This window comes from Bradyrhizobium genomosp. III (genome assembly GCF_000261705.1).
Classification (GTDB): Bacteria; Pseudomonadota; Alphaproteobacteria; order Rhizobiales; family Xanthobacteraceae; genus Bradyrhizobium; species Bradyrhizobium ottawaense.
This window is the reverse complement of record NZ_AJQF01000064.1, coordinates 1-20,674: the sequence shown is the minus strand read 5'-3', so window position 1 is coordinate 20,674 and position 20,674 is coordinate 1. Positions and strand designations below refer to the sequence as shown.

Here is a 20,674-nt window from a genome sequence, read left to right as displayed (position 1 = left end):
CTTCTCGTCAGGCCGATATTGCCTGTTCCGGCGGGGCATATGCAATGGCAAACGGCCCGGCCCGGTCAAATGGCGAGAATTCCCCTTCCGGTTGCGCCAGCCGGTCCGCCACGGCCCATAGCGCCGCGGGGTTCACCCCGAGCCCGATATGGCTCGCCAGGAGCACTTCGATGTTCTCGGCACGGTCGGAGGGACGGAGCAGGCAGGTCCGCCAGTTCACGACGCCGTCGGCCCGCGAATAGATCGACGTCGCCGGCACCGGCAGATCGCCGGCGATCGCCTCGCGCGCCTCAGCAAGATCCTCGACCCGTTCGCCGGACAGCGCTTCGTAGAGCCGCGTCGCGTTGGTCGCCCGCACGTCATTGGCAAACGGGCTGCCGAGCGTGATGACATAGCGAACCATGTCGGGCGCCTGGAGCGCGAGATCGCGGGCATAGACGCCGCCGAGGCTCCATCCGACTAGGCTGACCTTGCGTCCGCTCGCAGCATGGATTTCGGCAAGACGGGCGCGCAGCGACTCCCGAATCCGCCCGAGGCCGCCGAGATTACGGCCCATCCGCCAAGCCTGTGCCTCATAGCCGAGCTCGCTGAGATAGCGCCGCATCGGGGCCATCGAGAGGTCGCTGGCGAGAAAGCCCGGCAGCGCCAGCACCGGATGGCCATCGCCCCTCGGCGCTCGCATCAGGATCGGCGACAGCAACAGGCTTGCATTGAACTCGAACAGGCCGCGCGCTTCTGCAAGCAGCAGGGCGAGGCCCGGCGGACGAAGCCCGCCCGGGGCCTGCCGCCCGTCTGGCCCGGACGGCATTATTTCTTCTTGTCGCTGCTGCGCGTGCCGCCGAGGCCCGCCATCGTGACGAACATGTCCTGAAACCGCTCCGCGATCTTGGGATCGAAGGTGAACCAGCTCTGGATCAGCGATTCCGGCGAGACCTTCTCGATGTTGCTGAGCACCTGCTGCTGCAGCTTGTCCATCACCGCCGTCTGCATCGGTCCCACGTCAGGCAAACCGAAGAACTGGCGGGCCTCGAGGGGGGTGCAGTCGATTTCGATATTAACTTTCATGTCCCCTCCGGATGAGATTCGAGCGGCCTGCCGGCAGTATCGCCGCGAGTTGTGGTGCGACGCAAGCGGCCTGATGCAGGCGCGACATGCCGCGTCCCGCAATCGGCCGATATAGTCAACCAAAGTCGAAAGACGCGGTCCCCCATGCCAGGCGGCACGGTCAGCATTGCTGCACAGCGGTGCAACTTGGCGCGTTCCTTGCTGGAATGGCGCTTGCACCGGTCGAGAACTCTGGGCAACATGGATCAATCAGCCCTGCCGAACAATCAAAAATCATCGGCACGGCAGAGTGGAGAGGGTCAAGAATGTCAGTCGGTCGAAGTCTGTTTGCGGCGACGCTCGCCGGTACGCTTGCGTTGACGGTCGCGCCGGCGTCGAGCCAGACGCTGCGTTATGCCAACCAGGGTGACCTGAAATCCCTTGATCCCTATACGCTGAACGAAAGCACCACCCACGCCCATCTCGGTCACGTCTATCAAGGCCTCACCGCGCGCGACAAGGACCTCAAGATCATTCCGGCGCTGGCGGAAAGCTGGGAAACTCCGGAGCCGACCCGCTGGCGCTTCCATTTGCGCAAGGGCGTGAAATTCCATAACGGCGATCCCTTCACCGCCGACGACGTCGTGTTCTCCGCCGATCGCGTCCGCAAGAAGGGGTCCAATATGCAGACCCGCCTTGCGCCCGACGTCAAGGTCGTCAAGGTCGACGACTACACCGTCGACTTCGTCTTGCCATCGCCCAATCCCATCCTGCATAACTCGTGGGATGTCTGGTACATCATGGACAAGAAATGGGCCGAGGAGAACAACGTCGTCGATCCGACGCCGGTGGCGGCGACCACGCCGAGCTACGCCTCGCTCCACGAGAACGGCACCGGTCCGTTCACCATCGAAAGCCATCAGCCCGGCGTGAAGACGGTTTTCAAGGCCAACCCCAACTACTGGGGCAAGGTCGAGGGTAACCTGAAGGAGATCGTCTTCACCCCGATCGCTTCAGACGCAACCCGCGTCGCTGCGCTGCTCTCGGGCGAAGTCGACGTCATCGAGCCGGTGCCGATCCAGGACATCTCCCGCGTCGATTCCAGCCCCAACGCCCAGGTGCTGAAAGGGCCGGAGCTGCGCACCATCTTCATCGGCTTCGATCAGATGCGCGATGAGCTGCTCTACTCCAACATCAAGGGCAAGAACCCGTTCAAGGACGTCCGCGTCCGCGAAGCCTTCTACAAGGCGATCGACATCGAGCTGATCAAGAAGCGCGTGATGCGCGAGCTGTCGACACCATCGGCGCTGATGATCGCTCCGGAGTTGTTCGTGCTGTCCAAGGAGTTCACGCGGCCGAAATTCGACCCCGATGGAGCCAAGAAGCTCCTGACCGAAGCCGGCTATCCCGATGGCTTCGAGGTCACGATGGATTGTCCGAACGACCGTTACGTCAACGACGCCGCGATCTGCCAGGCCGTCGTCGGCATGCTTGCCCGCATCGGCGTCAAGATCAACCTGCTGGCGCAGCCGAAAGCGCAGTACTTCGCCAAGGTGTTGAAGCAGGGCGGCTACCAGACCTCGTTCTACCTCCTGGGCTGGACGCCGAGCACGATGGACTCCCACAACGTGCTCTATGACATCATGGGCTGCCGCGACGACGCGAAATCCTCACGCGGCGAGGCCAATCTCGGCGGCTACTGCAACAAGGAGTTCGACGCCATCACCGACAAGGTGCTGGTCGAAACCGATACTGCCAAGCGCAACCAGCTGATCAAGCAGGCCTACGAAATCGGCAACAAGGACTGGTCCTACATCCCGCTGCACCAGCAGGCGCTGGCCTGGGGCGTGTCGAAGAAGGTCAACCTGCCGCAGCGCGCCGACAATCTGGTCATGTTCCATTGGGCGACCAAGAAGGAATAGCACCAGTTGAACACGAGGTCCCGGCGGCGTCAGGCATCCGGGACCTTTCCTTTTCCGGCTGACAAAGACGTCGACCGCACGCACACCCAAGGATAGTGGAAGGCATGCTCGCTTTCACTCTTCGCCGCGCCGTTCAGGCCATCGGCGTCATGTTCGCCGTCGGCATCATCGCCTTCTCGATGTTCCGTTTCGCCGGCGACCCCGTCAATCAGATCGTCTCGATCGACACATCGGCGGCCGAACGCGAAGCCGTGCGCAAGTCGCTCGGCCTCGACGATCCCGTGCCGGTGCAGTTCGTGCGTTATTTCGCCGACGCCGCGCAATTCAAGTTCGGCGTCTCCTACCAGTTCCGCCAGCCGGTCTCGACCCTGCTGATGGAACGCATGCCGGCCACGCTGGAACTTGCGATCTGCGCCACCGTGTTTGCAATGGTGTTCGGCATTCTGATGGGCGTCTATTCGGCGCTGAGGCGCGACACCGTGCTGGCCAAATTATTCCAGGCGGTTTCGCTGATCGGCATCTCATTGCCGACTTTCCTGATCGGCATTCTCCTGATCTATCTGTTCGCGGTGACATTGGGCTGGTTGCCCTCGTTCGGCCGCGGCGAGGTGGTCAAGCTCGGCTGGTGGAGCACGGGTCTGCTCACGCTGTCGGGATTGAAGGCATTGATCATGCCCTCGATCACGCTCGGCCTGTTCCAGATGACCCTGATCATGCGGCTGGTGCGCGCGGAGATGCTGGAAGTGCTGCGAACCGACTATATTCGTTTCGCCCGCGCCCGCGGGCTGACCACCCGCGCCATTCATTTCGGCCACGCGCTGAAGAACACGCTCATTCCCGTCATCACCGTGGCCGGCCTTCAGTTTGGCTCGGTTATTGCATTTTCGATCATCACCGAAACCGTGTTCCAATGGCCGGGCATGGGACTGCTGTTCGTGCAGGCCGTGCAAAACGTCGATATCCCGATCATGGCGGCCTATCTGCTGATGGTCTCCCTGATCTTCGTCACCATCAACCTGGTGGTCGACATTCTCTACACCGTAGTCGATCCGCGCCTGCGCGCGACCGTCGGCCGCGCTACATAAGGCCCCTGCATGTCCGACGCCGTCGCCTCCAATTCCGATAAGCAGAGCGCGCCGCCCGCGCATGCCGGTCGCAGCTGGCTCAGCCGCGCCCTCGACAGCGACATCTTCTACTCGTTCCGCCGCTCCAAGCTGACCATGGTGGCGGCGGCCATTACCGTGCTGCTCTTCCTGCTCGCGATCTTTGCATCGGCGCTCGCGGTGCAGAACCCGTTCGATCCGGCGCAGCTCCAGTTGATGAACTCGCGCATCTCGCCGCTCTGGACCGCCGACGGCCAAAGCCCGTTCCTGCTCGGCACCGACGAGCAGGGCCGCGACGTGTTCTCCGCCATCCTCTACGGGATGCGCATCTCGCTCGCCGTCGGCGTGGCCGGCGTGATCTTCGCCGGCGCGCTCGGTATCGCGCTCGGCCTGATCGCCGGCTATTTCGGCGGCGCGGTCGATGGCGTGATCATGCGGATCGCCGACGTGCAACTGACCTTTCCCGCCATTCTGATCGCGCTGCTGGTCAATGGCATCGCGAAATCGATCCTCGGCAACCGTCTGGATGCCACCAGCATGTTGGTGGTGCTGGTGATCTCGATCGGCCTCAGTTTCTGGGTCGGGTATGCAAGGACGGTACGCGGCTCCGTGATGGTCGAGAAGAACAAGGACTACGTGGCCGCCGCGCAGCTGATCGGCCTGCCCGCGCCAAAGATCATGCTGCGGCACGTGCTGCCGAACACGATGGGCCCGATCCTGGTCATCGCCACCATCAACCTCGCACTGGCCATCATCACCGAGGCAACGCTGTCCTTCCTCGGCGTCGGCCTGCCCGACACCATGCCCTCGCTGGGCACGCTGATCCGCATCGGCAACAATTATCTGTTCGCGGGCGAATGGTGGATCGTCGCTTTCCCCGGCCTCGCGCTGGCCGGACTGATCCTGTCGATCAACCTGCTCGGCGACTGGCTGCGCGACGCGCTCAACCCGAAGCTCCGATGAGCAAAACTTCGATAAGAGCGCCTCACCCATGACCGAGCCCATCCTCTCCGTTCGCAACCTTCAGGTGGAGTTCGCCTCCCGCCGCGGCACGCTGCGCGCCATCGACGGCGTCTCCTTCGACATCGCCAAGGGCGAGGTGCTGGGCGTGGTCGGCGAATCCGGCGCCGGAAAATCTGTGACCGGCCTCGCCGTGATCGGCCTGATCGACCCGCCCGGCCGGATCGCGGGCGGCGAGGTTCGCCTGGCCGGCCTGCGCATCGACAATTTGCCGCCGGAGGAGATGCGCCGCATCCGTGGCAAACGGATCGGCATGATCTTCCAGGACCCCCTCACCTCGCTCAATCCACTCTACCGGGTCGGTGACCAGATCATCGAGACGATCCGAACCCACCTGAACCTGTCCGAGACGGCCGCCCGCCGCCGCGCCATCGACCTGCTTGCCGAGGTCGGCATTCCCGCGCCGGAAAAGCGCATCGACGGCTACCCGCACGAATTCTCCGGCGGCATGCGCCAGCGCGTCGTGATTGCGCTGGCGATCTGCGCCGAGCCCGAGCTGATCATCGCGGACGAGCCGACCACCGCGCTCGACGTCTCCGTGCAGGCGCAGATCATCTCGCTGATCAAGCGGCTCGGACGCGACCACGGCACCGCCGTGATGCTGGTGACGCACGACATGGGCGTGATCGCGGAGACCTCCGACCGGGTCGCCGTGATGTATGCCGGCCGTGTCGCCGAGATCGGTCCGGTGCAGGATGTCGTCAGAAACCCGCTGCATCCCTATGCCAAGGGCTTGATGGGCGCGATCCCGACGCTGGCCGGCGACGACAAGCGTCTCATGCAGATTCCCGGCTCGATGCCGCGGCTGTCGGCGATCCCGCGCGGCTGCTCGTTCAACCCGCGCTGCGCCTTCGCGTTCGACCGCTGTCGTGTTGATCGACCGGAGCCGCTGCCGCGCGGTGCGCAATCGGTCGCCTGCCATCTCTATGACAGCGTGCCGGCGGAGAGCGCGGCATGAGCGCTTCCTTCGTCCAGGCCACAAATCTGCGCCGGGTGTTCGACGTCTCGAAACCCTGGCTCAACCGCATGCTCGAAGGCGGGCATCTCGAATATCTCAAGGCGGTCGATCACGTCACCTTCGACATCAGGAAGGGCGAGACGTTTGCGCTGGTCGGCGAGTCCGGCTCGGGCAAGACCACGGTGGCGCGGATGGTCGTGGGACTGCTGCCGCCGAGCTCCGGCGATGTCTTGATCGACGGCGTCTCGATGACGGATCCGCGGCAGGCGCCGGCGCGCAGGAAGCTGCGCCGCCGCATCCAGATGATCTTCCAGGACCCCTATGCGAGCCTGAACCCGCGCTTTCGCGTCGATGCCATCATCTCCGAGCCGATCCGCGCCTTCGACCTGATCCAGGGCGAGCGCGACATCCAGGCCCGCGTCGGCGAGCTGCTCAGCCTGGTCGGCCTGCATCCCGACGACCGGCTGAAGTTTCCGCACGAGTTCTCCGGCGGCCAGCGCCAGCGCATCGCGATCGCCCGGGCGCTCGCATCGGACGCCGAGTTCATCGTCTGCGACGAGCCGACTTCGGCGCTCGACGTCTCGGTGCAGGCGCAGATCCTGAACCTGATGCGCGACCTCCAGGACAAGTTCGGCCTGACCTACATGTTCATCAGCCACAACCTCGCCGTGGTCCGCCACATGGCGAGCCGCGTCGGCGTGATGTATCTCGGCCGCATCGTCGAGATCGCTGAAGGCAAGGAGTTGTTCGCACGTCCCCGCATGCCCTACACCAAGATGCTGCTGGGCGCCGTGCCTGATCTTGCCATGAGCGGCCGCCAGCGCATTCCGGTGAAGGGCGAGATCCCGAACCCGATCAATCCGCCGCCCGGCTGCGCCTTCAATCCGCGCTGCCCGCTGGCGTTCGATCTCTGCCGCAAGGAAACGCCGGAACTAATCGACGGCGTCGCCTGCCACGCCGTCAACACCGCGCCGGTCCCGGCGTGACGCGCGCGTGCCATGCCGGCAGCGCATTGGCGGCGCGGCATCGCCTGTGATCAATTGCGCGCGCCGCAAATGAGGTAATCCATGGCCAGCATCGTCAATCCCGATCCGTTCACGACCCGCCCCGAGATCGAGGGCACGTTCGGGGTCGTCGCCACCACGCACTGGATCGCGACCGCAGTCGGCATGGCCATCCTGGAGAAGGGCGGCAACGCCTTCGACGCCGGCGTTGCCACCGCCTTCACGCTCCAGGTGGTCGAGCCGCATCTGAACGGCCCCGGCGGCGATGTCCCCATCATCGTGCACGACGTGAAGCGCGGCCGCACCGAGGTGATCTGCGGCCAGGGCCCGGCACCGGCACGCGCCACCATCGCGCATTACAAGAGCGAAGGCCTCGACATGGTGCCGGGCACCGGCCTGCTCGCGGCCTGCGTCCCCGGCACCTTCGAATCCTGGATGATGTTGCTGCGCGATTACGGCACGATGCGCGTGCGCGACGTGCTGGAACCCGCGATCGCCTATGCCCGCGACGGCTATCCGCTGGTCGAGCGCGCCTGCGCCACGATCCAGACCGTCGAGCAATTATTCCGCAAGCACTGGCCGACCTCCGCCGCGGTCTATCTCCCCAACGCCGAGGTGCCGAAGCCCGGCACACTCTTTACCAACGAGACGCTGGCCGCGACCTACGCACGGATTCTCAGCGAAGCCGAGAGCGGCGGCGGTGGCCGCGACGCCGAGATCGAGCGCGCGCGCAAAGCCTGGTCGCAAGGCTTCGTCGCGGAAGCCATCGACAAATTCTGCCGCACCCAGGAGGTGATGGACGTCAGCGGCTCGCCGCATCGCGGCGTGCTTTCCGCCGACGACATGGCGCGCTGGCAGCCGACGGTCGAGGCGCCGCTCACCTACGACTATGGCCGCTACACCGTCTGCAAGGCCGGCGTCTGGAGCCAGGGTCCGGTGACGCTGCAACAGCTCGCACTGCTGAAGGGCTTTGCCCTCGACGGGCTCGACCCGACCGGGCCTGAGTTCATCCATCTCCAGATCGAATGCGCAAAACTCGCCTTTGCCGACCGCGAGAAATTCTACGGCGATCCCAAGTTCAGCGAGATCCCGATTACGACGCTGCTATCGGACGCCTATAACGACGAACGTCGTAAGCTGATTACCGAGAAGGCCTCGCTCGATCTCCGGCCCGGCGCGATTGAAGGCTTTGGCGGCGTCGTCAAGCTGCGCCGCGCTGAAGGCCAGCGCGAGGCCGTTGGCGCGCTCGGCGCCGGTGAACCAACCGTGGGGCGCTTCGGCGAGGTGCGCGGCGACACCGTGCATTTCGACATCATCGACCGGGACGGCAACATGGTGTCCTCGACGCCGTCGGGCGGCTGGCTGCAATCCTCGCCCATCATTCCCGAGCTCGGCTTCTGTCTCGGCAGCCGCGCCCAGATGTTCGATTTGGAGGAGAACCAACCCGGTTCGCTCGCACCGGGCAAGCGGCCGCGCACAACGCTGTCGCCGACCATGGCGCTGCGCGACGGCGAGCCTTACCTCGCCTGGGGTTCGCCCGGCGGCGACCAGCAGGACCAGTGGATCACCCAATTCTTCCTACGCCACGTCCATTGCAATCTCAATCTCCAGGAAGCGATCGACGCGCCGGCCTGGCATTCCGAGCATTTCCCGATCTCGTTCTGGCCGCGTACCGCGCGCCCCGGCGTGCTCGTGGTGGAAAATCGCGTACCCAAGGCGACGATCGAGAACCTTCGTGAGCGCGGGCATATCGTGGAAGTCGGTCCCGACTGGTCCGAAGGCCGGCTCACCGCAGCCTCGCGCGTGGGTCGGCGCCGGCGCGCCGCCGCCAATCCGCGCGGCATGCAAGGTTACGCCGCGGGACGCTGAAGGCAGCACATGACCTGGTCGATCATCGCGCGAGACCCTTTCACCGGCCAGTTCGGCATCGCTGTTGCGACACGTTTTTTCGCCGTCGGCGCACGCGTGCCGTATATTGCCGCCGGCGTCGGCGCCATCGCGACGCAGGCCTTCGTCAATCCCTATTACGGCATCGACGGCGTCAAGCTGTTGCGGGAAGGCCTCAATGCGCGCGACGTGCTGGCCGCGCTACTCGCGACCGACGATGGCCGCGAGAGCCGTCAGATCCACATCATGGATGCGAGCGGCGAGATCGCCGCACATACCGGGCGCGACTGCGTCGACTGGTGCGGGCACGTCGCAGGCAGCGGCTTTTCCATCGCCGGCAACATGCTGGCCGGCGCCGACGTGCTCGACGAGACCGCAAAGACCTATATCGCCAATGACAGCCTGCCCTTCCCGCGCCGCCTGCTCGCCGCGATGCGCGCCGGGGAAGCCGCCGGCGGCGACAAGCGCGGCAAGCAGTCCGCCGCGCTGTTGATTCACGGCGAGGAGGAATGGCCGGCGCTGGACATTCGCGCCGACGACCATCCCGACCCGCTCGGCGAGCTCGAACGTCTCGAACACGTCAGCCACGAGCTCTGGGTGCATTTTCGCGATTCCATGCCGACGCGACGGAACCCGGCCGGCAACACCGACCGCGGCGTCGTCGACGCCAGCATCCAAGCAGCGCGTGCAAGGCAATCATGAGCGCGAGCCCTCTCATCGAGATCAGGGACCTCCGCATCCGCTTCCACGGCGACGACGGCCGCATCACCCACGCGGTCGACAGTGTCGACCTCAGTGTCGCCAACGGCGCGACCCTCGGCCTCGTCGGCGAATCCGGCTGCGGCAAGAGCGTGACCTCGCTGGCGATCATGGGCCTGCTGCCGAAACAAAGCGCGGAGATATCGGGCGCGATCCGCTTCGACGGCCTCGACCTCCTGCAGACGCCGGACCAGACCCTGCGCAATCTGCGCGGCAACCGGCTCGCGATGATCTTCCAGGAGCCGATGACCTCGCTCAATCCGAGCTTCACCATCGGCGACCAGATCATCGAGACCATTTTGCGCCACCGCGGCGGCTCGCGGAAAAGCGCGCGCGAGCGGGCGATCGAGCTGCTGCGCCGGGTCCACATCCCCTCGCCCGAGCGGCGCGTCGACGAATATCCGCACAAGCTCTCCGGCGGCATGCGCCAGCGCGTGATGATCGCGATGGCGCTGGCCTGCGACCCGCGCCTGCTGATCGCCGATGAGCCGACCACTGCGCTCGATGTCACCTTGCAGGCGCAAATCCTGGAGCTGATGCGGGAGTTGAAAGCGGCAAGCGGCGCCGCGATCATCCTGATCACGCACGATCTCGGCGTGGTCGCCGAGGTCTGCGACGAGGTCGCGGTGATGTATGCCGGCGAGATCGTCGAGCGCGCGCCGGTGGACGAATTGTTCTCGGCGCCGCAGCACCCCTACACCGTCGGCCTACTCGGCTCGATCCCGCGGCTCGACCACCGGGCCGAACAGCTTGCGACGATCGAAGGAATGGTGCCGAACATGGCGCAGCCGCCGGCAGGCTGCCGCTTCGCCGCGCGCTGCCCGTTCGTGCTGGACGCCTGCACCACGGCGCCGCCACCACTGATCGAAGTCAGCCCCGGCCACCTCTCGCGCTGCATCCGCGCGCCGCTCGAACGCTTGGTGTCGTGATGGCCTCGTTCTCTCTTCCCGTTCCCCGGGGGCAGCGCAGCACAAGCGCAGCGCGGTGGTGCGCTGCTGAACCGGGGCCCATGTGGCGGCAGACTGGCTCCCGGTTCAGCGTCGCAACACTTCGCGTTGCGCCGCGCCCGGGACACGAGACTGAGTTTCGTCGGGATCACGAACGATGACCGCTCTGCTCGAGGTTACAGGCCTGGTCAAGCATTTCGTCGCCGAGCGCTCGCTGTTCGGCCGGGCACTGGCGCATGTCAAGGCGGTCGATGGCGTCAGCTTCTCGCTCGAGGCCGGCAAGACGCTGGCCCTGGTCGGCGAATCCGGTTGCGGCAAATCCACCGTCAGCCGCCTGGTGCTGCGGCTGATCGAGCCGGATGCGGGCACGATCCGGTTCGACGGCCGCGATCTCCTCTCGCTCGATCCCTATGCGCTCCGCGCCTTCCGCCGCGAGGCCCAGATCATCTTCCAGGACCCCTACGCCTCGCTCAATCCGCGCATGACGGTCGGCCAGATCCTGACCGAACCGCTGGCACTGCACGATCTCGTGCCGCCGGCAGAGCGGCGTGCGCGCGTCGCGGAGCTGCTGCGGCTGGTCGGGCTGGAGCCGAGGCTGGCGCGGCGCTATCCGCACGAATTCTCCGGCGGCCAGCGCCAGCGCATCGCCATTGCTCGCGCGCTCGCGGTCGAGCCGAAGCTGATCATCTGCGACGAGCCGGTCTCGGCGCTGGACGTCTCGATCCGCTCGCAGATCCTCAATCTGCTGCGCGAGCTCCAGGACCGGCTCGGCCTCGCCTATATTTTCGTCTCGCACGACCTCGCCGTGGTCAAGCACATCGCCGACCACGTCGCGGTGATGAATCTCGGCCAGATCGTCGAGACGGCGGAGGCGGACGCGCTGTTCGCCTCGCCGCGCCACCCCTATAGCCGGGCGCTGTTGTCCGCGATCCCGCTGCCGCAGCCGAAGGTGAAGCGCGCGACCGTCCTGCTCGAGGGCGAGATCCCGAGCGCGCTCAACCCGCCTTCTGGCTGCCGCTTCCACACCCGCTGCCCGTTCGTGATCGAGCTCTGCCGCAACGAGGCGCCGGCACTTCTAGCTGACGGCACGGGCCACGCCGCCGCCTGCCACCGCACGGCGGAACTGCCGTCTGCCGACGCCATATTGCCGGCAGCCGGCGGGTTTTCGCCGGCGCTTGCAAAATTGGTCGCCGCCTTCAGCCAAAAGACGGAAGGCGCTGCCACCGCCGGGGTTGGTATACAAGGCACCGCGCCCACAACGACATAGCCGAAGCAATGGGGACTGTCCGATGAAGATGTTTCGCCTGGCCGCAACGGCCGCCGCCGTCCTGCTGTCGCTTGGAGCCGCGCAGGCCCAGACCACGCTGCGCATCGGCCTCGCCGAGGACCCTGACATCCTCGATCCCACGATGGCGCGCACCTATGTCGGCCGCATCGTGTTCTCCGCCTTCTGCGACAAGCTGTTCGACATCGACGAGAAGCTCAACATCGTGCCGCAGCTCGCGCTGTCGAGCGAAACCGCCGACGACGGCAAGGCGCTGGTCATCAAGCTGCGGCCCGGCGTGAAATTCCACGACGGCGAACCGTTCGACGCGGAAGCCGCCAAGTTCTCGCTGGAACGGCATCTGACGTTCCCCGGATCCTTCCGCAAACCCGAGCTCGCCTCGGTCGATCACATCGAAGTCGTCGATCCCCTCACGGTCAAGCTGGTGCTGAAGTCACCGTTCTCGCCGCTGCTCGCTCAGCTCACCGACCGCGCCGGGATGATGGTGTCGCCTAAGGCGGCGAAAGAGGCCGGCGACAAATTCGGCCTGCGCCCGGTCTGCGCCGGCCCGTATAAATTCGTCGAGCGCGTGCAGCAGGACCGCATCGTGTTCGAAAAGTTCGCGGACTATTGGAACAAGGACAACGTCTTCATCGACAAGATCGTGTTCCAGCCGATCGTCGATGCCACGGTGCGGCTTGCGAACTTGAAATCCGGCGGCCTCGATTTGATCGAGCGCGTGCTTGCCACCGACCTGAAGGAAGTCCGCGCGGATTCACGGCTGAAAGTCGCGACCGCCATCGAGCTCGGCTATCAGGGCATCACGCTCAACATCGGCAAGGACAAGGCCAAGGGGCCGCTCAGCCAATCCGCAAAGGTGCGGCAGGCGCTCGACCTTGCGATCGACCGCGACGCCATCAACCAGGTCGTATTCAACGGCGAGTTTCAGGTCGGCAATCAATGGGTCAACCCTGATCATCCCTACTATCAGAAATCCCTTCCGGTCCGTCCCCGCAATGTCGAGAAGGCCAAGGCGCTGCTGAAGGAAGCCGGCGCGACACCGCCGGTCAGCGTCGATTTCCTGGTGCCCAAGGGCGCGGAGACCGAGACGCCGGCGCAGGTGATCCAGTCGATGGCGGCCGAGGCTGGGTTCGACATGAAGATCCGCCTCACCGAATTCGCGACCGGGCTGAAGCAGGCCGAGGCCGGCGACTACCAGGCCTATATGCTCGCCTGGAGCGGGCGCGTCGATCCCGACGGCAACAGCTTCGTGTTCCTGCACAGCGGCGCGCCGCAGAATTACGGCGCGTGGAACAACCCGCAGGCCGACAAGGCACTGGAAGACGCGAGATCGGTCACCGATCCCGCCAAGCGCAAGGCCAGCTATGAGGCCCTGGCCAAGCTGGTCCAGGACGAAGAGCCGCTGCTGTACCTCTACCACCGCCGCATCATCATCGCGCACACGACCAAGCTCGAAGGCTACAAGCAGATGCCCGACGGCCTCGTGCGTGTCATCGGACTCAAGCTGAAGTGACGCCGCGAGAATGCTGAACTTCCTCGCCCGCCGCCTTGCGCAGATCGTGCCGACGCTGTTCTTCGTCTCGGTGCTGATCTTCTCGCTGCAGCAATTGCTGCCGGGCGATCCCGCGCTGGTGATGGCGGGCGAAGAGCGCGATCCCGCCGTGATCGAGCAGATCCGTCATCAGTACCGGCTCGATCAGCCGGTCCCGGTGCAGTACGCCTACTGGATCAAGGGCGTGCTCTCGGGCGATTTCGGCGAGTCGCTGCGCAACAAGATGCCGGTGCGCGAGCTGATCGCGCAGAAGCTGCCGGTGACGTTGCAGCTCGGCGGCATGGCGATCGTGATCGCGTTCCTGATCGGCATCCCCGCCGGCATCGTCGCGGCCGTGAAGAAGGGCTCGGCCTGGGACTACGGCGCGAACCTGTTTGCGCTGTGGGGCATCTCGACGCCGAACTTCTGGCTCGGGATCATGCTGATTTTCCTGTTCTCGATCGAGCTCGGCTGGCTGCCGGCGTCCGGCTACGTGCCGCTCACCGAGAACTGGCGCGCGAGCCTGGCCGCCACCATCATGCCGGCTTTCGTGCTCGGCAATGCCATTGCCGCGGTCCTGATGCGGCATACCCGCAGCGCCATGCTGCAGGTGCTGGAAAGCGACTACGTCCGCACCGCCCGGGCCAAGGGACTCCTGGAGCGCTCGGTGATCCTGAAGCACGCCATGCGCAACGCGCTGACGCCCGTCATCACGCTCGGCGCGCTCGAGCTCGGGACGCTGTTGTCCGGCGCAGTCCTGACCGAGCAGATCTTCTCCATCCCCGGCTTCGGCAAGCTGATCGTGGACGCCGTCTTCAACCGCGACTACGCCGTCGTGCAAGGCGTCGTGCTGGTGACGGCCACGATCTACATCACGCTGAATCTCGTTGCCGACATCGCCTATATCCTCGTCAATCCACGGCTGCGAGGCTAGAGCATGACCGACGCCGCGCTGCCCGGCCCTCTCAAGCAAGCCGACGAGCTGGATAGCCCGGCCCGCCGCGCGCGCCGGCGGCTGTTCAAGCGCAAGGCGGCGATATTCGGGCTCGTCGTGCTCACGATGTTCATCGTGCTCGCCGTGCTGGCCCCACTGATCGTGCCCTATGATCCCATCGCGACGAGCTGGAGCCTGGTGCGCAAGCCGCCCACCTCGGCGCACTGGTTCGGCACCGATGAGCTCGGCCGCGACATCTTCAGCCGGATCGTCTACGGCGCGCGCGCCTCGCTGCTCGCGGGCCTCATCTCGGTGGCGATCGCGCTCGGCATCGGCGTGCCGCTCGGTCTCGTCGCTGGCTATCGCGGTGGCTTCGTCGATGCGCTGATCAGCCGGATCACGGATGCGATGCTGGCCTGCCCGTTCCTGATCCTGGCGATCGCGCTGGCGGCGTTCCTCGGGCCGAGCCTCGGCAATGCCATGATCGCGATCGGCATCTCCGCAACGCCGATCTTCATCCGCCTGACCCGCGGCCAGGTGCTCGTCGTCAAGGCCGAGGACTATGTCGAGGCCGCGCGCGCGCTCGGCAATCCGCCATGGCGGATCGCGCTCTCGCATATCCTGCCGAACATCCTGCCCGCGCTGCTGGTGCAGGCGACACTGTCGATTGCCGCCGCCATCATCGCCGAAGCCGCGCTGTCGTTCCTCGGCCTCGGCCAGCAGCCGCCGGCGCCGTCCTGGGGCAGCATGCTCAACGCCGCGCAGCGCTTCCTGACCCAGGCGCCGTGGATGGCGATCTGGCCGGGGCTTGCGATCTTCCTCGTGGTGCTGTCGCTGAACCTGCTCGGCGACGGCCTGCGCGACGCGCTCGACCCGCGGCAGCGCTAGATCACCGCTTCCCGCATCACGCGGCGGCAATCCATCTCGTATTCGAGATCGACCACCGGCGGGCGGGCGAAATGCCAGGTCAGGCCGGAGCGCAACGCGCCGCGGCGGACCAGTTCGTCGACGAGCGTATGGTGGAAATCGTGCACTGAATATGCCTGCACCGCAGTGGTGTCGTTCCAGCCGAAGCCGAAAGCCACCATCCGGTTTTCCATCTGCGACGTCGTGGTGAAGCGCACCTTCTCCCGCAGCCCCTCAGGGCTGAGGTCGCGATAGCGCACGGTGCGCTCGACATAGGTGCCGCTGCCCTCGCGTGCCTCGGCGCCGCCTGATATCACGAAGGACGGCGCTTTCGAGCGGGTCGGACGCGTGAACGAGAACGCATAGAACGACGGCTCGGACGGCGGATCGATCTCGGGACAGACATTGCTGCGCGCCACCGGATTGGTGGTGCCGTCGAAGATGCCCCATTCGGACAGCGTCTTCACATAGTGCAGGTTGAACGCGCGAAAGCCCTCTTCGCTGAAGGCTGCCGGTGAACGCAGCTCGCAGGCACAGAATGCCGTCAACGGCCGCCCGGCCTCCTGGATGAATTTCGCCGCCAGCGCAAACCCTTCCGCGAGCGGGACCACACGGTCGAAGCGGACGCGTTCGATTTCGTAGCCGTCATCCGCGGCGGCGCCCGCCGAATACTGGAACACGGACGGAATGAAACGGTAATTGCCGGCAGAGAAGTCACGCATCATGTCGAACCCCTATTCCAGTTGCATGCGAATGCCCTTGGCGCCGTTGAGCAAGCGCTTCAGGTGAAAGCCGGCCAGGGAATCGTCGGCGTGCATGCCGACCAGCGCGGCAAAGGCCGGCATGGCCGCGGCATCGCCGGCCTCCATCTTGGCGAAAGCCTCCGAATACAGTGCCGTTTCCGGCGCTTCGAACTTGCCCGGTGGCAGCGGCTCGAAGGCGCGCAACGGCTCGCTGCGTCCGCGCAGCATCAGCTCCCCCACGGGGCGGCCTTGAAAATTCTCGGCCGCCTCGGCGACGCTGGCGCTGACGCAAATGCGGGTGCCCAGATGCTTGTTGGCGGCCTCCAGCCGCGCCGCAATGTTGATGGAGTCCCCATAGGCGGTGTAGTCGAAGAAGCGATTGCCGCCGAAATTGCCGACCAGCGCGGGACCGGCGTGAATGCCGATGCGGGTGGCACCGAAGGTCACACCCATGGCGCTCTGGCGCGCGCGAAAGTCCTGCGCCCAGGCGTCGAGCTCATGGGCGCAGGCGACCGCACGCGTGGCATAATCCGGCTGATCGCCGGGCGCATTGAAGAGCACCTGGATCGCATCGCCGATGATCTTTGCGACCGTGCCCTCATGGACGAAGACGATTTCGGTCATGCCGCCGACATACTCGTTGAGCAGCTTGCCCAACGTCTCGGGCGGCGCGCTCTCGACCAACGAGGTGAAGCCGGTAATATCGGTGAAGATGGTGGCGACATCGCGCCACTGAACTTCGATCCCCTCTCCGTCGCCGCTGGCGGCCAGACGCTTGGCGAGCTCGGGCGAGAAATGGCGCGACAGCGCGGCGTGGGCGCGCTCGGCTTCCATCTGGCGCCGCCGAACCTCGCGCAGCATCTCGATATGGCGGATGGTCTTCTCGATCGTGGCCTCCAGATCGGCGAAGTCGATCGGCTTGGTCAGGAAGTCGAACGCGCCGCGGTTCATGGCGGTGCGGATATTGCTCATGTCGCCATAGGCCGAGACGATGATGGTCGATTTCTTGTCCTCGGCCTCCTGGAGTTTCGCGAGCAGCGATAGCCCGTCCATCCTGGGCATGTTGATATCGGAGACCACCATGTCGACCTGCGGATTCTGCTCGAGCGAGGCCAGCGCCTCGAGACCGTCGCGAGCGAATATGATGACGACCTGTCCGTCGCGGATCTGCCTGCGAAATTTTTGCAGGACCAGCGCCTCGAGATCCGGCTCGTCGTCGACGAAGAGGATGGTCGCGCTCATGCGGCTTGCTCGAGCCTCGTGTCGATCTCCTGCCGCAGCAAGGCAAAGTCGATTGGCTTGGTGAGGAGCCCGACGGCGCCGCGCTCGATCGCCTTTCGCCGCGTCTCGGCGTCGCCATAGGCCGTGATCATGATGACGGGAACGTCCGGATGCGCGGCACGCACCTTCGGCAGCATGTCGAGCCCGCTCATGCCGGGCATGTTGATGTCGGACAGGATCAGGATCAGCGAGGGATCGCGAACCTCGGCGGCCCGCTTGAGCGCATCGGGCGCGGAGGAGGCGAACTCCATCTGGAAGCGGCCGGCGCGCAGCTCGCGCCGGAATTGCTGCCGGAATAGCGCCTCGACGTCGGGCTCGTCATCGACGACCAGGATGTAAACGTTCACGACTTGCCTCCGGAAGTGCCCTCCGCCGCCATCGTACGCGGCAGGGTGATGATGAACTCGGTGAATACACCTTGCATGGTGTTCACGTCGATGGTGCCGCCGTGCTGCTTCACGACGATATCGTGGCTCATGGACAGGCCGAGCCCGGTGCCCTCGCCGACCGGCTTGGTGGTGAAGAAGGGGTTGAACATCTTCTCCTTCACCTCGGGCGGAATTCCGGTGCCATTGTCACGGATCCGGATCTCGACCCTGTCGCCGAGGTCCTTGGTTGCCGCGCTCAAGGTCGGCTCGAAGGCCTCACCCGCGCTCTCCTTGCGTTTGGCCGTGGCATAGAAGCCGTTCGAGATCAGGTTGAGGAAGACGCGCGTGATCTCCTGCGGATAGATCTCGACCATACCGGCAGCGGGATCGAACGTGCGCTGAAGCGTGACGTTGAAGGAGGGACGTTCGGCCCGCGCGCCGTGATAGGCGAGATTGAGGCTCTCCTCCACGACCGCATTGATGTCGACGGCCCGATGCTCGCCGGAACCTTCGCGCGAATGCAGCAGCATGTTCCTGACGATGGAATCGGCACGCTTGCCGTGCTGCACCACCTTCTCGAGATTGCTCCTGAGCATGCCAGTCAGCTCGTCGACCTCCTCCCTGGTCTTGCCGTCGAGCGCAGCCGATTGCAGGGCCTCCTTGAGCTCGTCGATCAGCTCGGTGGAGACCGCGGAGAAATTGTTGACGAAGTTGAGCGGATTCTTGATCTCGTGGGCGATGCCGGCGGTGAGCTGACCGAGCGAGGCAAGCTTCTCGGTCTGGATCAGGCGATCCTGGGCGGCGCGCAGGTCGTCGAGGGATCGCGACAACTCTGTCGTGCGTTCCTGAACCTCCTCGAACAATCGAACATTTTCGATCGCGATAAGGGCTTGGTCTGCAAAGGTCGTGGCGAGTTCGATTTGCTTCTCGCTGAAGGGACGCACCATATGTCGCGTCAAGACGAACACGCCGATTGGCGATCCTTCTCGAAGCAGGGGGACACCGAGCATCGTACGCACATTGGACCGCCTTCGCGCGGATGAGGGTGCATAGTCCGGATCGGCCTGCACATCGGGGACGTGAACCGTCTTGGCTTCGAGCAGCGTACGCCCGACCACACTTCCCCGTTCTGGTAAAGAAGCAAAGGTCCGAAGCTTGCTTTCCTGCTCCGCATCGAGGCCGCAGCTTGCCGCCAAATAGAAAGCGCCATCGCGCGGTCGAAAGATCGTTCCCTCGTCGGCGTCACACAAGCGGGCGGCCGATCCGACGAGCGTATTCAGCACGGTTTGCAGATCGAACGCCGAGCGGCTGATGACCTTCAGCACGTCGGCGGTCGCCGTCTGCTGCTGGAGAGACTCGCTCAATTCCGCTGTTCGCCGTTCGACCTTGTTTTCGAGATCGGCATAGGATTCCTGCAAGCGCCCGCCCATGTCGTTGAACTGGTCGGCGAGCCCTTCGAGCTCGTCGCCCGTCCGGATCGAGATGCGCTGGGAGAAGTCGCCACCGCCGATCCTTTCCGCGCCGCTGCGCAGCGCCTGGATCGGCCCGACCATGCGGCGCGCCAAAAATATCCCCGCAAGCACCGCGAAGATCGACGCCGCGAGCAGCACGATCGCAAGCCGCTGCAGCGAGGCGTAGAGCGATGCATAGGCCTCCTCGACCGGCAGCTCGACGAACATGGTCCAGTGCAACGGCTCGATCGGCGCCGATGCGGTCAAGACCTTCTGTCCCTGGATGTTGCGCGCTTCCTCGAGCGCGTTCGGCATGGTGCCGCCGGCAGCCTGGGCGGCGCGCACCTGCGCGAGGCCGGACATGTCGGTGTTGCGCAGCACGAGACTGATATCGGGATGCGCGATCAGGCGCCCTTCCGGACCGACGACATAGGCGTGCCCGTGCTGGCCGACCTTGATCTGCGAGACCACGTCCCAGATCAGCTTGAGATTGACCTCGGCAATGCTGACACCGGCATCCCTGCGCGCGCCGGCCAGGGCCAGCGTCATGTAGGGCTCGGACTCCCGGCGGAAATAGACCGGGCCGTAATAGACCTTGTGCGCGACCGCCTCGGTGAACTTCGGATCGTTGGATAGGTCGATCCCGCTCTCGATCGCGTCCATCGCCAGCCGCGAGACACGCAACCGTTCCTTGCCGGTCGAGTCCACCTGGGCAAGCTCGGTAATCCCGGGCACCTGGCGCAACAGCCGCAGCGCGTCGAACCGACGCTGCTCGATCGAGCCCGCCGACCAGGGCAGTTGCGTGGTCCAGCCGAGCTGGCTCTCGATCTCCTTGACGAACTGGCCGATCTTGGCCGCGGCCGCCTCGGCCTGCTCATGCTGGACCCGGATCAGCGAAGCCTTGTGCTCGCGATAATAGAAGAAGACCTCGAACAGACCGTTGGCCAGCAGCGCGATGGCGACGACAGCCACGAACAGCGCGACATATTTGGTGAACAGCCGGGTCCTGATCCCTCGTCCCGTTCCCCCGCCGGCAGCGACGCCATCCGAGGCCACGCTCGGCAGCGTCCTGGCTTGCGGGGTGTCGGGATGGAGGGAAAGGCTCATCACCCGAAACCTAGCAAGAAGACGGGACCTTGTCTTTCGCAAGCGCGGGATAAGGCCCTCGCCCATCGAAACCGGCGCCCGGGCGCAACGAAAAAGGGCGGCAGCGGACCCGCCGCTGCCGCCCTCTGGATCGCTTGCGAGCCAGCGGCTTCAGGTCGGCCGCAGGGCCTTGGAGCCGAGGTCGAGCTCGTTGACCTGCTTGTTCCGCTCGGAATCGGCCGCCGCGCGATGGTCGGTCGCCAGCACCACGTAGACCGCGGGCAGCACGAACAGCGTGAACAGCGTGCCGATCGACATGCCGGCGACGACGACCAGGCCGATCGAGAAGCGGCTGGCCGCCCCCGCGCCGGTTGCGGTCAGGAGCGGGATCAGGCCGGTCACCATCGCGGCCGTCGTCATCAGGATCGGCCGCAGGCGGATGCGG

General features: G+C 65.3%; 19 protein-coding genes. 12 read left to right on the top strand and 7 right to left on the bottom strand.

Going from position 1 to position 20,674, the window contains the following annotated elements; translation table 11 throughout:
- Positions 1–7: 7 nt before the first annotated feature.
- On the bottom strand, positions 8–808 hold the full coding sequence (locus IC66_RS0106385) for an esterase/lipase family protein (protein ID WP_038947054.1): 801 nt from the start codon (positions 806–808) through the stop codon (positions 8–10).
- Positions 808–1,065: a DUF6489 family protein gene (locus IC66_RS0106380; RefSeq protein ID WP_028135213.1), complete on the bottom strand. Its 258-nt coding sequence runs from the start codon at positions 1,063–1,065 to the stop codon at positions 808–810. Before IC66_RS0106380 ends, IC66_RS0106385 begins: the two co-directional genes overlap by 1 nt.
- A 305-nt stretch (positions 1,066–1,370) precedes the next feature.
- Here IC66_RS0106380 and IC66_RS0106375 point away from each other — a divergent pair, with 305 nt between their 5' ends.
- From IC66_RS0106375 to IC66_RS0106320, 12 genes are all read left to right on the top strand, one after another.
- On the top strand, positions 1,371–2,966 hold the full coding sequence (locus IC66_RS0106375) for an ABC transporter substrate-binding protein (RefSeq protein ID WP_038947053.1): 1,596 nt from the start codon (positions 1,371–1,373) through the stop codon (positions 2,964–2,966).
- A gap of 104 nt (positions 2,967–3,070) precedes the next feature.
- Positions 3,071–4,051: an ABC transporter permease gene (locus IC66_RS0106370; protein ID WP_026201522.1), complete on the top strand. Its 981-nt coding sequence runs from the start codon at positions 3,071–3,073 to the stop codon at positions 4,049–4,051.
- Between the two features lie 9 nt (positions 4,052–4,060).
- Positions 4,061–5,032, top strand: coding sequence for an ABC transporter permease (locus IC66_RS0106365; RefSeq protein ID WP_028143436.1), 972 nt, complete (start codon positions 4,061–4,063; stop codon positions 5,030–5,032).
- Between the two features lie 28 nt (positions 5,033–5,060).
- A complete protein-coding gene (locus IC66_RS0106360; RefSeq protein WP_028143437.1) occupies positions 5,061–6,047 on the top strand; it encodes an ABC transporter ATP-binding protein in 987 nt (328 codons plus the stop codon).
- Entirely contained in the window at positions 6,044–7,033 is a 990-nt protein-coding gene (locus tag IC66_RS0106355; RefSeq protein ID WP_028143438.1) for an ABC transporter ATP-binding protein, read from the top strand. Before IC66_RS0106360 ends, IC66_RS0106355 begins: the two co-directional genes overlap by 4 nt.
- 81 nt (positions 7,034–7,114) lie before the next feature.
- A complete protein-coding gene (locus IC66_RS0106350; RefSeq protein ID WP_038947052.1) occupies positions 7,115–8,920 on the top strand; it encodes a gamma-glutamyltransferase family protein in 1,806 nt (601 codons plus the stop codon).
- Between the two features lie 9 nt (positions 8,921–8,929).
- Complete coding sequence (locus IC66_RS0106345; RefSeq protein ID WP_038947051.1) at positions 8,930–9,640, top strand: DUF1028 domain-containing protein; 711 nt, start codon at positions 8,930–8,932, stop codon at positions 9,638–9,640.
- On the top strand, positions 9,637–10,626 hold the full coding sequence (locus IC66_RS0106340; protein WP_028143441.1) for an ABC transporter ATP-binding protein: 990 nt from the start codon (positions 9,637–9,639) through the stop codon (positions 10,624–10,626). Before IC66_RS0106345 ends, IC66_RS0106340 begins: the two co-directional genes overlap by 4 nt.
- 175 nt (positions 10,627–10,801) lie before the next feature.
- Positions 10,802–11,911: an ABC transporter ATP-binding protein gene (locus IC66_RS0106335; protein WP_038947050.1), complete on the top strand. Its 1,110-nt coding sequence runs from the start codon at positions 10,802–10,804 to the stop codon at positions 11,909–11,911.
- A gap of 22 nt (positions 11,912–11,933) precedes the next feature.
- A complete protein-coding gene (locus tag IC66_RS0106330) occupies positions 11,934–13,442 on the top strand; it encodes an ABC transporter substrate-binding protein (protein ID WP_038947049.1) in 1,509 nt (502 codons plus the stop codon).
- A 10-nt stretch (positions 13,443–13,452) separates the two neighbouring features.
- Positions 13,453–14,394, top strand: coding sequence for an ABC transporter permease (locus tag IC66_RS0106325; protein ID WP_028143444.1), 942 nt, complete (start codon positions 13,453–13,455; stop codon positions 14,392–14,394).
- Positions 14,395–14,397: 3 nt separating this feature from the next.
- A complete protein-coding gene (locus IC66_RS0106320) occupies positions 14,398–15,282 on the top strand; it encodes an ABC transporter permease (protein ID WP_038947047.1) in 885 nt (294 codons plus the stop codon).
- Here IC66_RS0106320 and cnbZ read toward each other — a convergent pair.
- The 5 genes from cnbZ to IC66_RS42485 form a co-directional block, all read right to left on the bottom strand.
- Complete coding sequence (gene cnbZ, locus IC66_RS0106315; RefSeq protein ID WP_038947046.1) at positions 15,279–16,025, bottom strand: 2-amino-5-chloromuconate deaminase CnbZ; 747 nt, start codon at positions 16,023–16,025, stop codon at positions 15,279–15,281. The genes IC66_RS0106320 and cnbZ overlap by 4 nt on opposite strands.
- 9 nt (positions 16,026–16,034) lie before the next feature.
- Positions 16,035–17,285 (bottom strand): adenylate/guanylate cyclase domain-containing protein, encoded by a 1,251-nt coding sequence (locus IC66_RS0106310; RefSeq protein WP_038947045.1) that lies wholly within the window; start codon positions 17,283–17,285, stop codon positions 16,035–16,037.
- Entirely contained in the window at positions 17,282–17,671 is a 390-nt protein-coding gene (locus tag IC66_RS0106305; protein WP_018315558.1) for a response regulator, read from the bottom strand. The genes IC66_RS0106310 and IC66_RS0106305 overlap by 4 nt, the downstream gene beginning before the upstream one ends.
- Positions 17,668–20,250, bottom strand: a complete 2,583-nt coding sequence (locus IC66_RS0106300; protein WP_038947043.1) for a sensor histidine kinase — start codon at positions 20,248–20,250, stop codon at positions 17,668–17,670. Before IC66_RS0106300 ends, IC66_RS0106305 begins: the two co-directional genes overlap by 4 nt.
- Positions 20,251–20,400: 150 nt before the next feature.
- Positions 20,401–20,674, bottom strand: a 274-nt coding sequence (locus IC66_RS42485) for an efflux RND transporter permease subunit (protein WP_157158023.1), incomplete at its 5' end; no start/stop codon positions are given.

Bases quoted from the DNA above. Each gene is read 5' to 3' on its own strand.
- IC66_RS0106350 (WP_038947052.1), top strand. From the start codon at position 7,115: ATGGCCAGCATCGTCAATCCCGATCCGTTCACGACCCGCCCCGAGATC.
- IC66_RS0106335 (WP_038947050.1), top strand. From the start codon at position 10,802: ATGACCGCTCTGCTCGAGGTTACAGGCCTGGTCAAGCATTTCGTCGCC.
- IC66_RS0106370 (WP_026201522.1), top strand. From the start codon at position 3,071: ATGCTCGCTTTCACTCTTCGCCGCGCCGTTCAGGCCATCGGCGTCATG.
- IC66_RS0106300 (WP_038947043.1), bottom strand. From the start codon at position 20,250: ATGAGCCTTTCCCTCCATCCCGACACCCCGCAAGCCAGGACGCTGCCG.
- cnbZ (WP_038947046.1), bottom strand. From the start codon at position 16,025: ATGATGCGTGACTTCTCTGCCGGCAATTACCGTTTCATTCCGTCCGTG.
- IC66_RS0106355 (WP_028143438.1), top strand. From the start codon at position 6,044: ATGAGCGCTTCCTTCGTCCAGGCCACAAATCTGCGCCGGGTGTTCGAC.
- IC66_RS0106375 (WP_038947053.1), top strand. From the start codon at position 1,371: ATGTCAGTCGGTCGAAGTCTGTTTGCGGCGACGCTCGCCGGTACGCTT.
- IC66_RS0106385 (WP_038947054.1), bottom strand. From the start codon at position 808: ATGCCGTCCGGGCCAGACGGGCGGCAGGCCCCGGGCGGGCTTCGTCCG.
- IC66_RS0106365 (WP_028143436.1), top strand. From the start codon at position 4,061: ATGTCCGACGCCGTCGCCTCCAATTCCGATAAGCAGAGCGCGCCGCCC.
- IC66_RS0106340 (WP_028143441.1), top strand. From the start codon at position 9,637: ATGAGCGCGAGCCCTCTCATCGAGATCAGGGACCTCCGCATCCGCTTC.
- IC66_RS0106345 (WP_038947051.1), top strand. From the start codon at position 8,930: ATGACCTGGTCGATCATCGCGCGAGACCCTTTCACCGGCCAGTTCGGC.
- IC66_RS0106360 (WP_028143437.1), top strand. From the start codon at position 5,061: ATGACCGAGCCCATCCTCTCCGTTCGCAACCTTCAGGTGGAGTTCGCC.
- IC66_RS0106330 (WP_038947049.1), top strand. From the start codon at position 11,934: ATGAAGATGTTTCGCCTGGCCGCAACGGCCGCCGCCGTCCTGCTGTCG.
- IC66_RS0106310 (WP_038947045.1), bottom strand. From the start codon at position 17,285: ATGAGCGCGACCATCCTCTTCGTCGACGACGAGCCGGATCTCGAGGCG.
- IC66_RS0106325 (WP_028143444.1), top strand. From the start codon at position 13,453: ATGCTGAACTTCCTCGCCCGCCGCCTTGCGCAGATCGTGCCGACGCTG.
- IC66_RS0106320 (WP_038947047.1), top strand. From the start codon at position 14,398: ATGACCGACGCCGCGCTGCCCGGCCCTCTCAAGCAAGCCGACGAGCTG.
- IC66_RS0106380 (WP_028135213.1), bottom strand. From the start codon at position 1,065: ATGAAAGTTAATATCGAAATCGACTGCACCCCCCTCGAGGCCCGCCAG.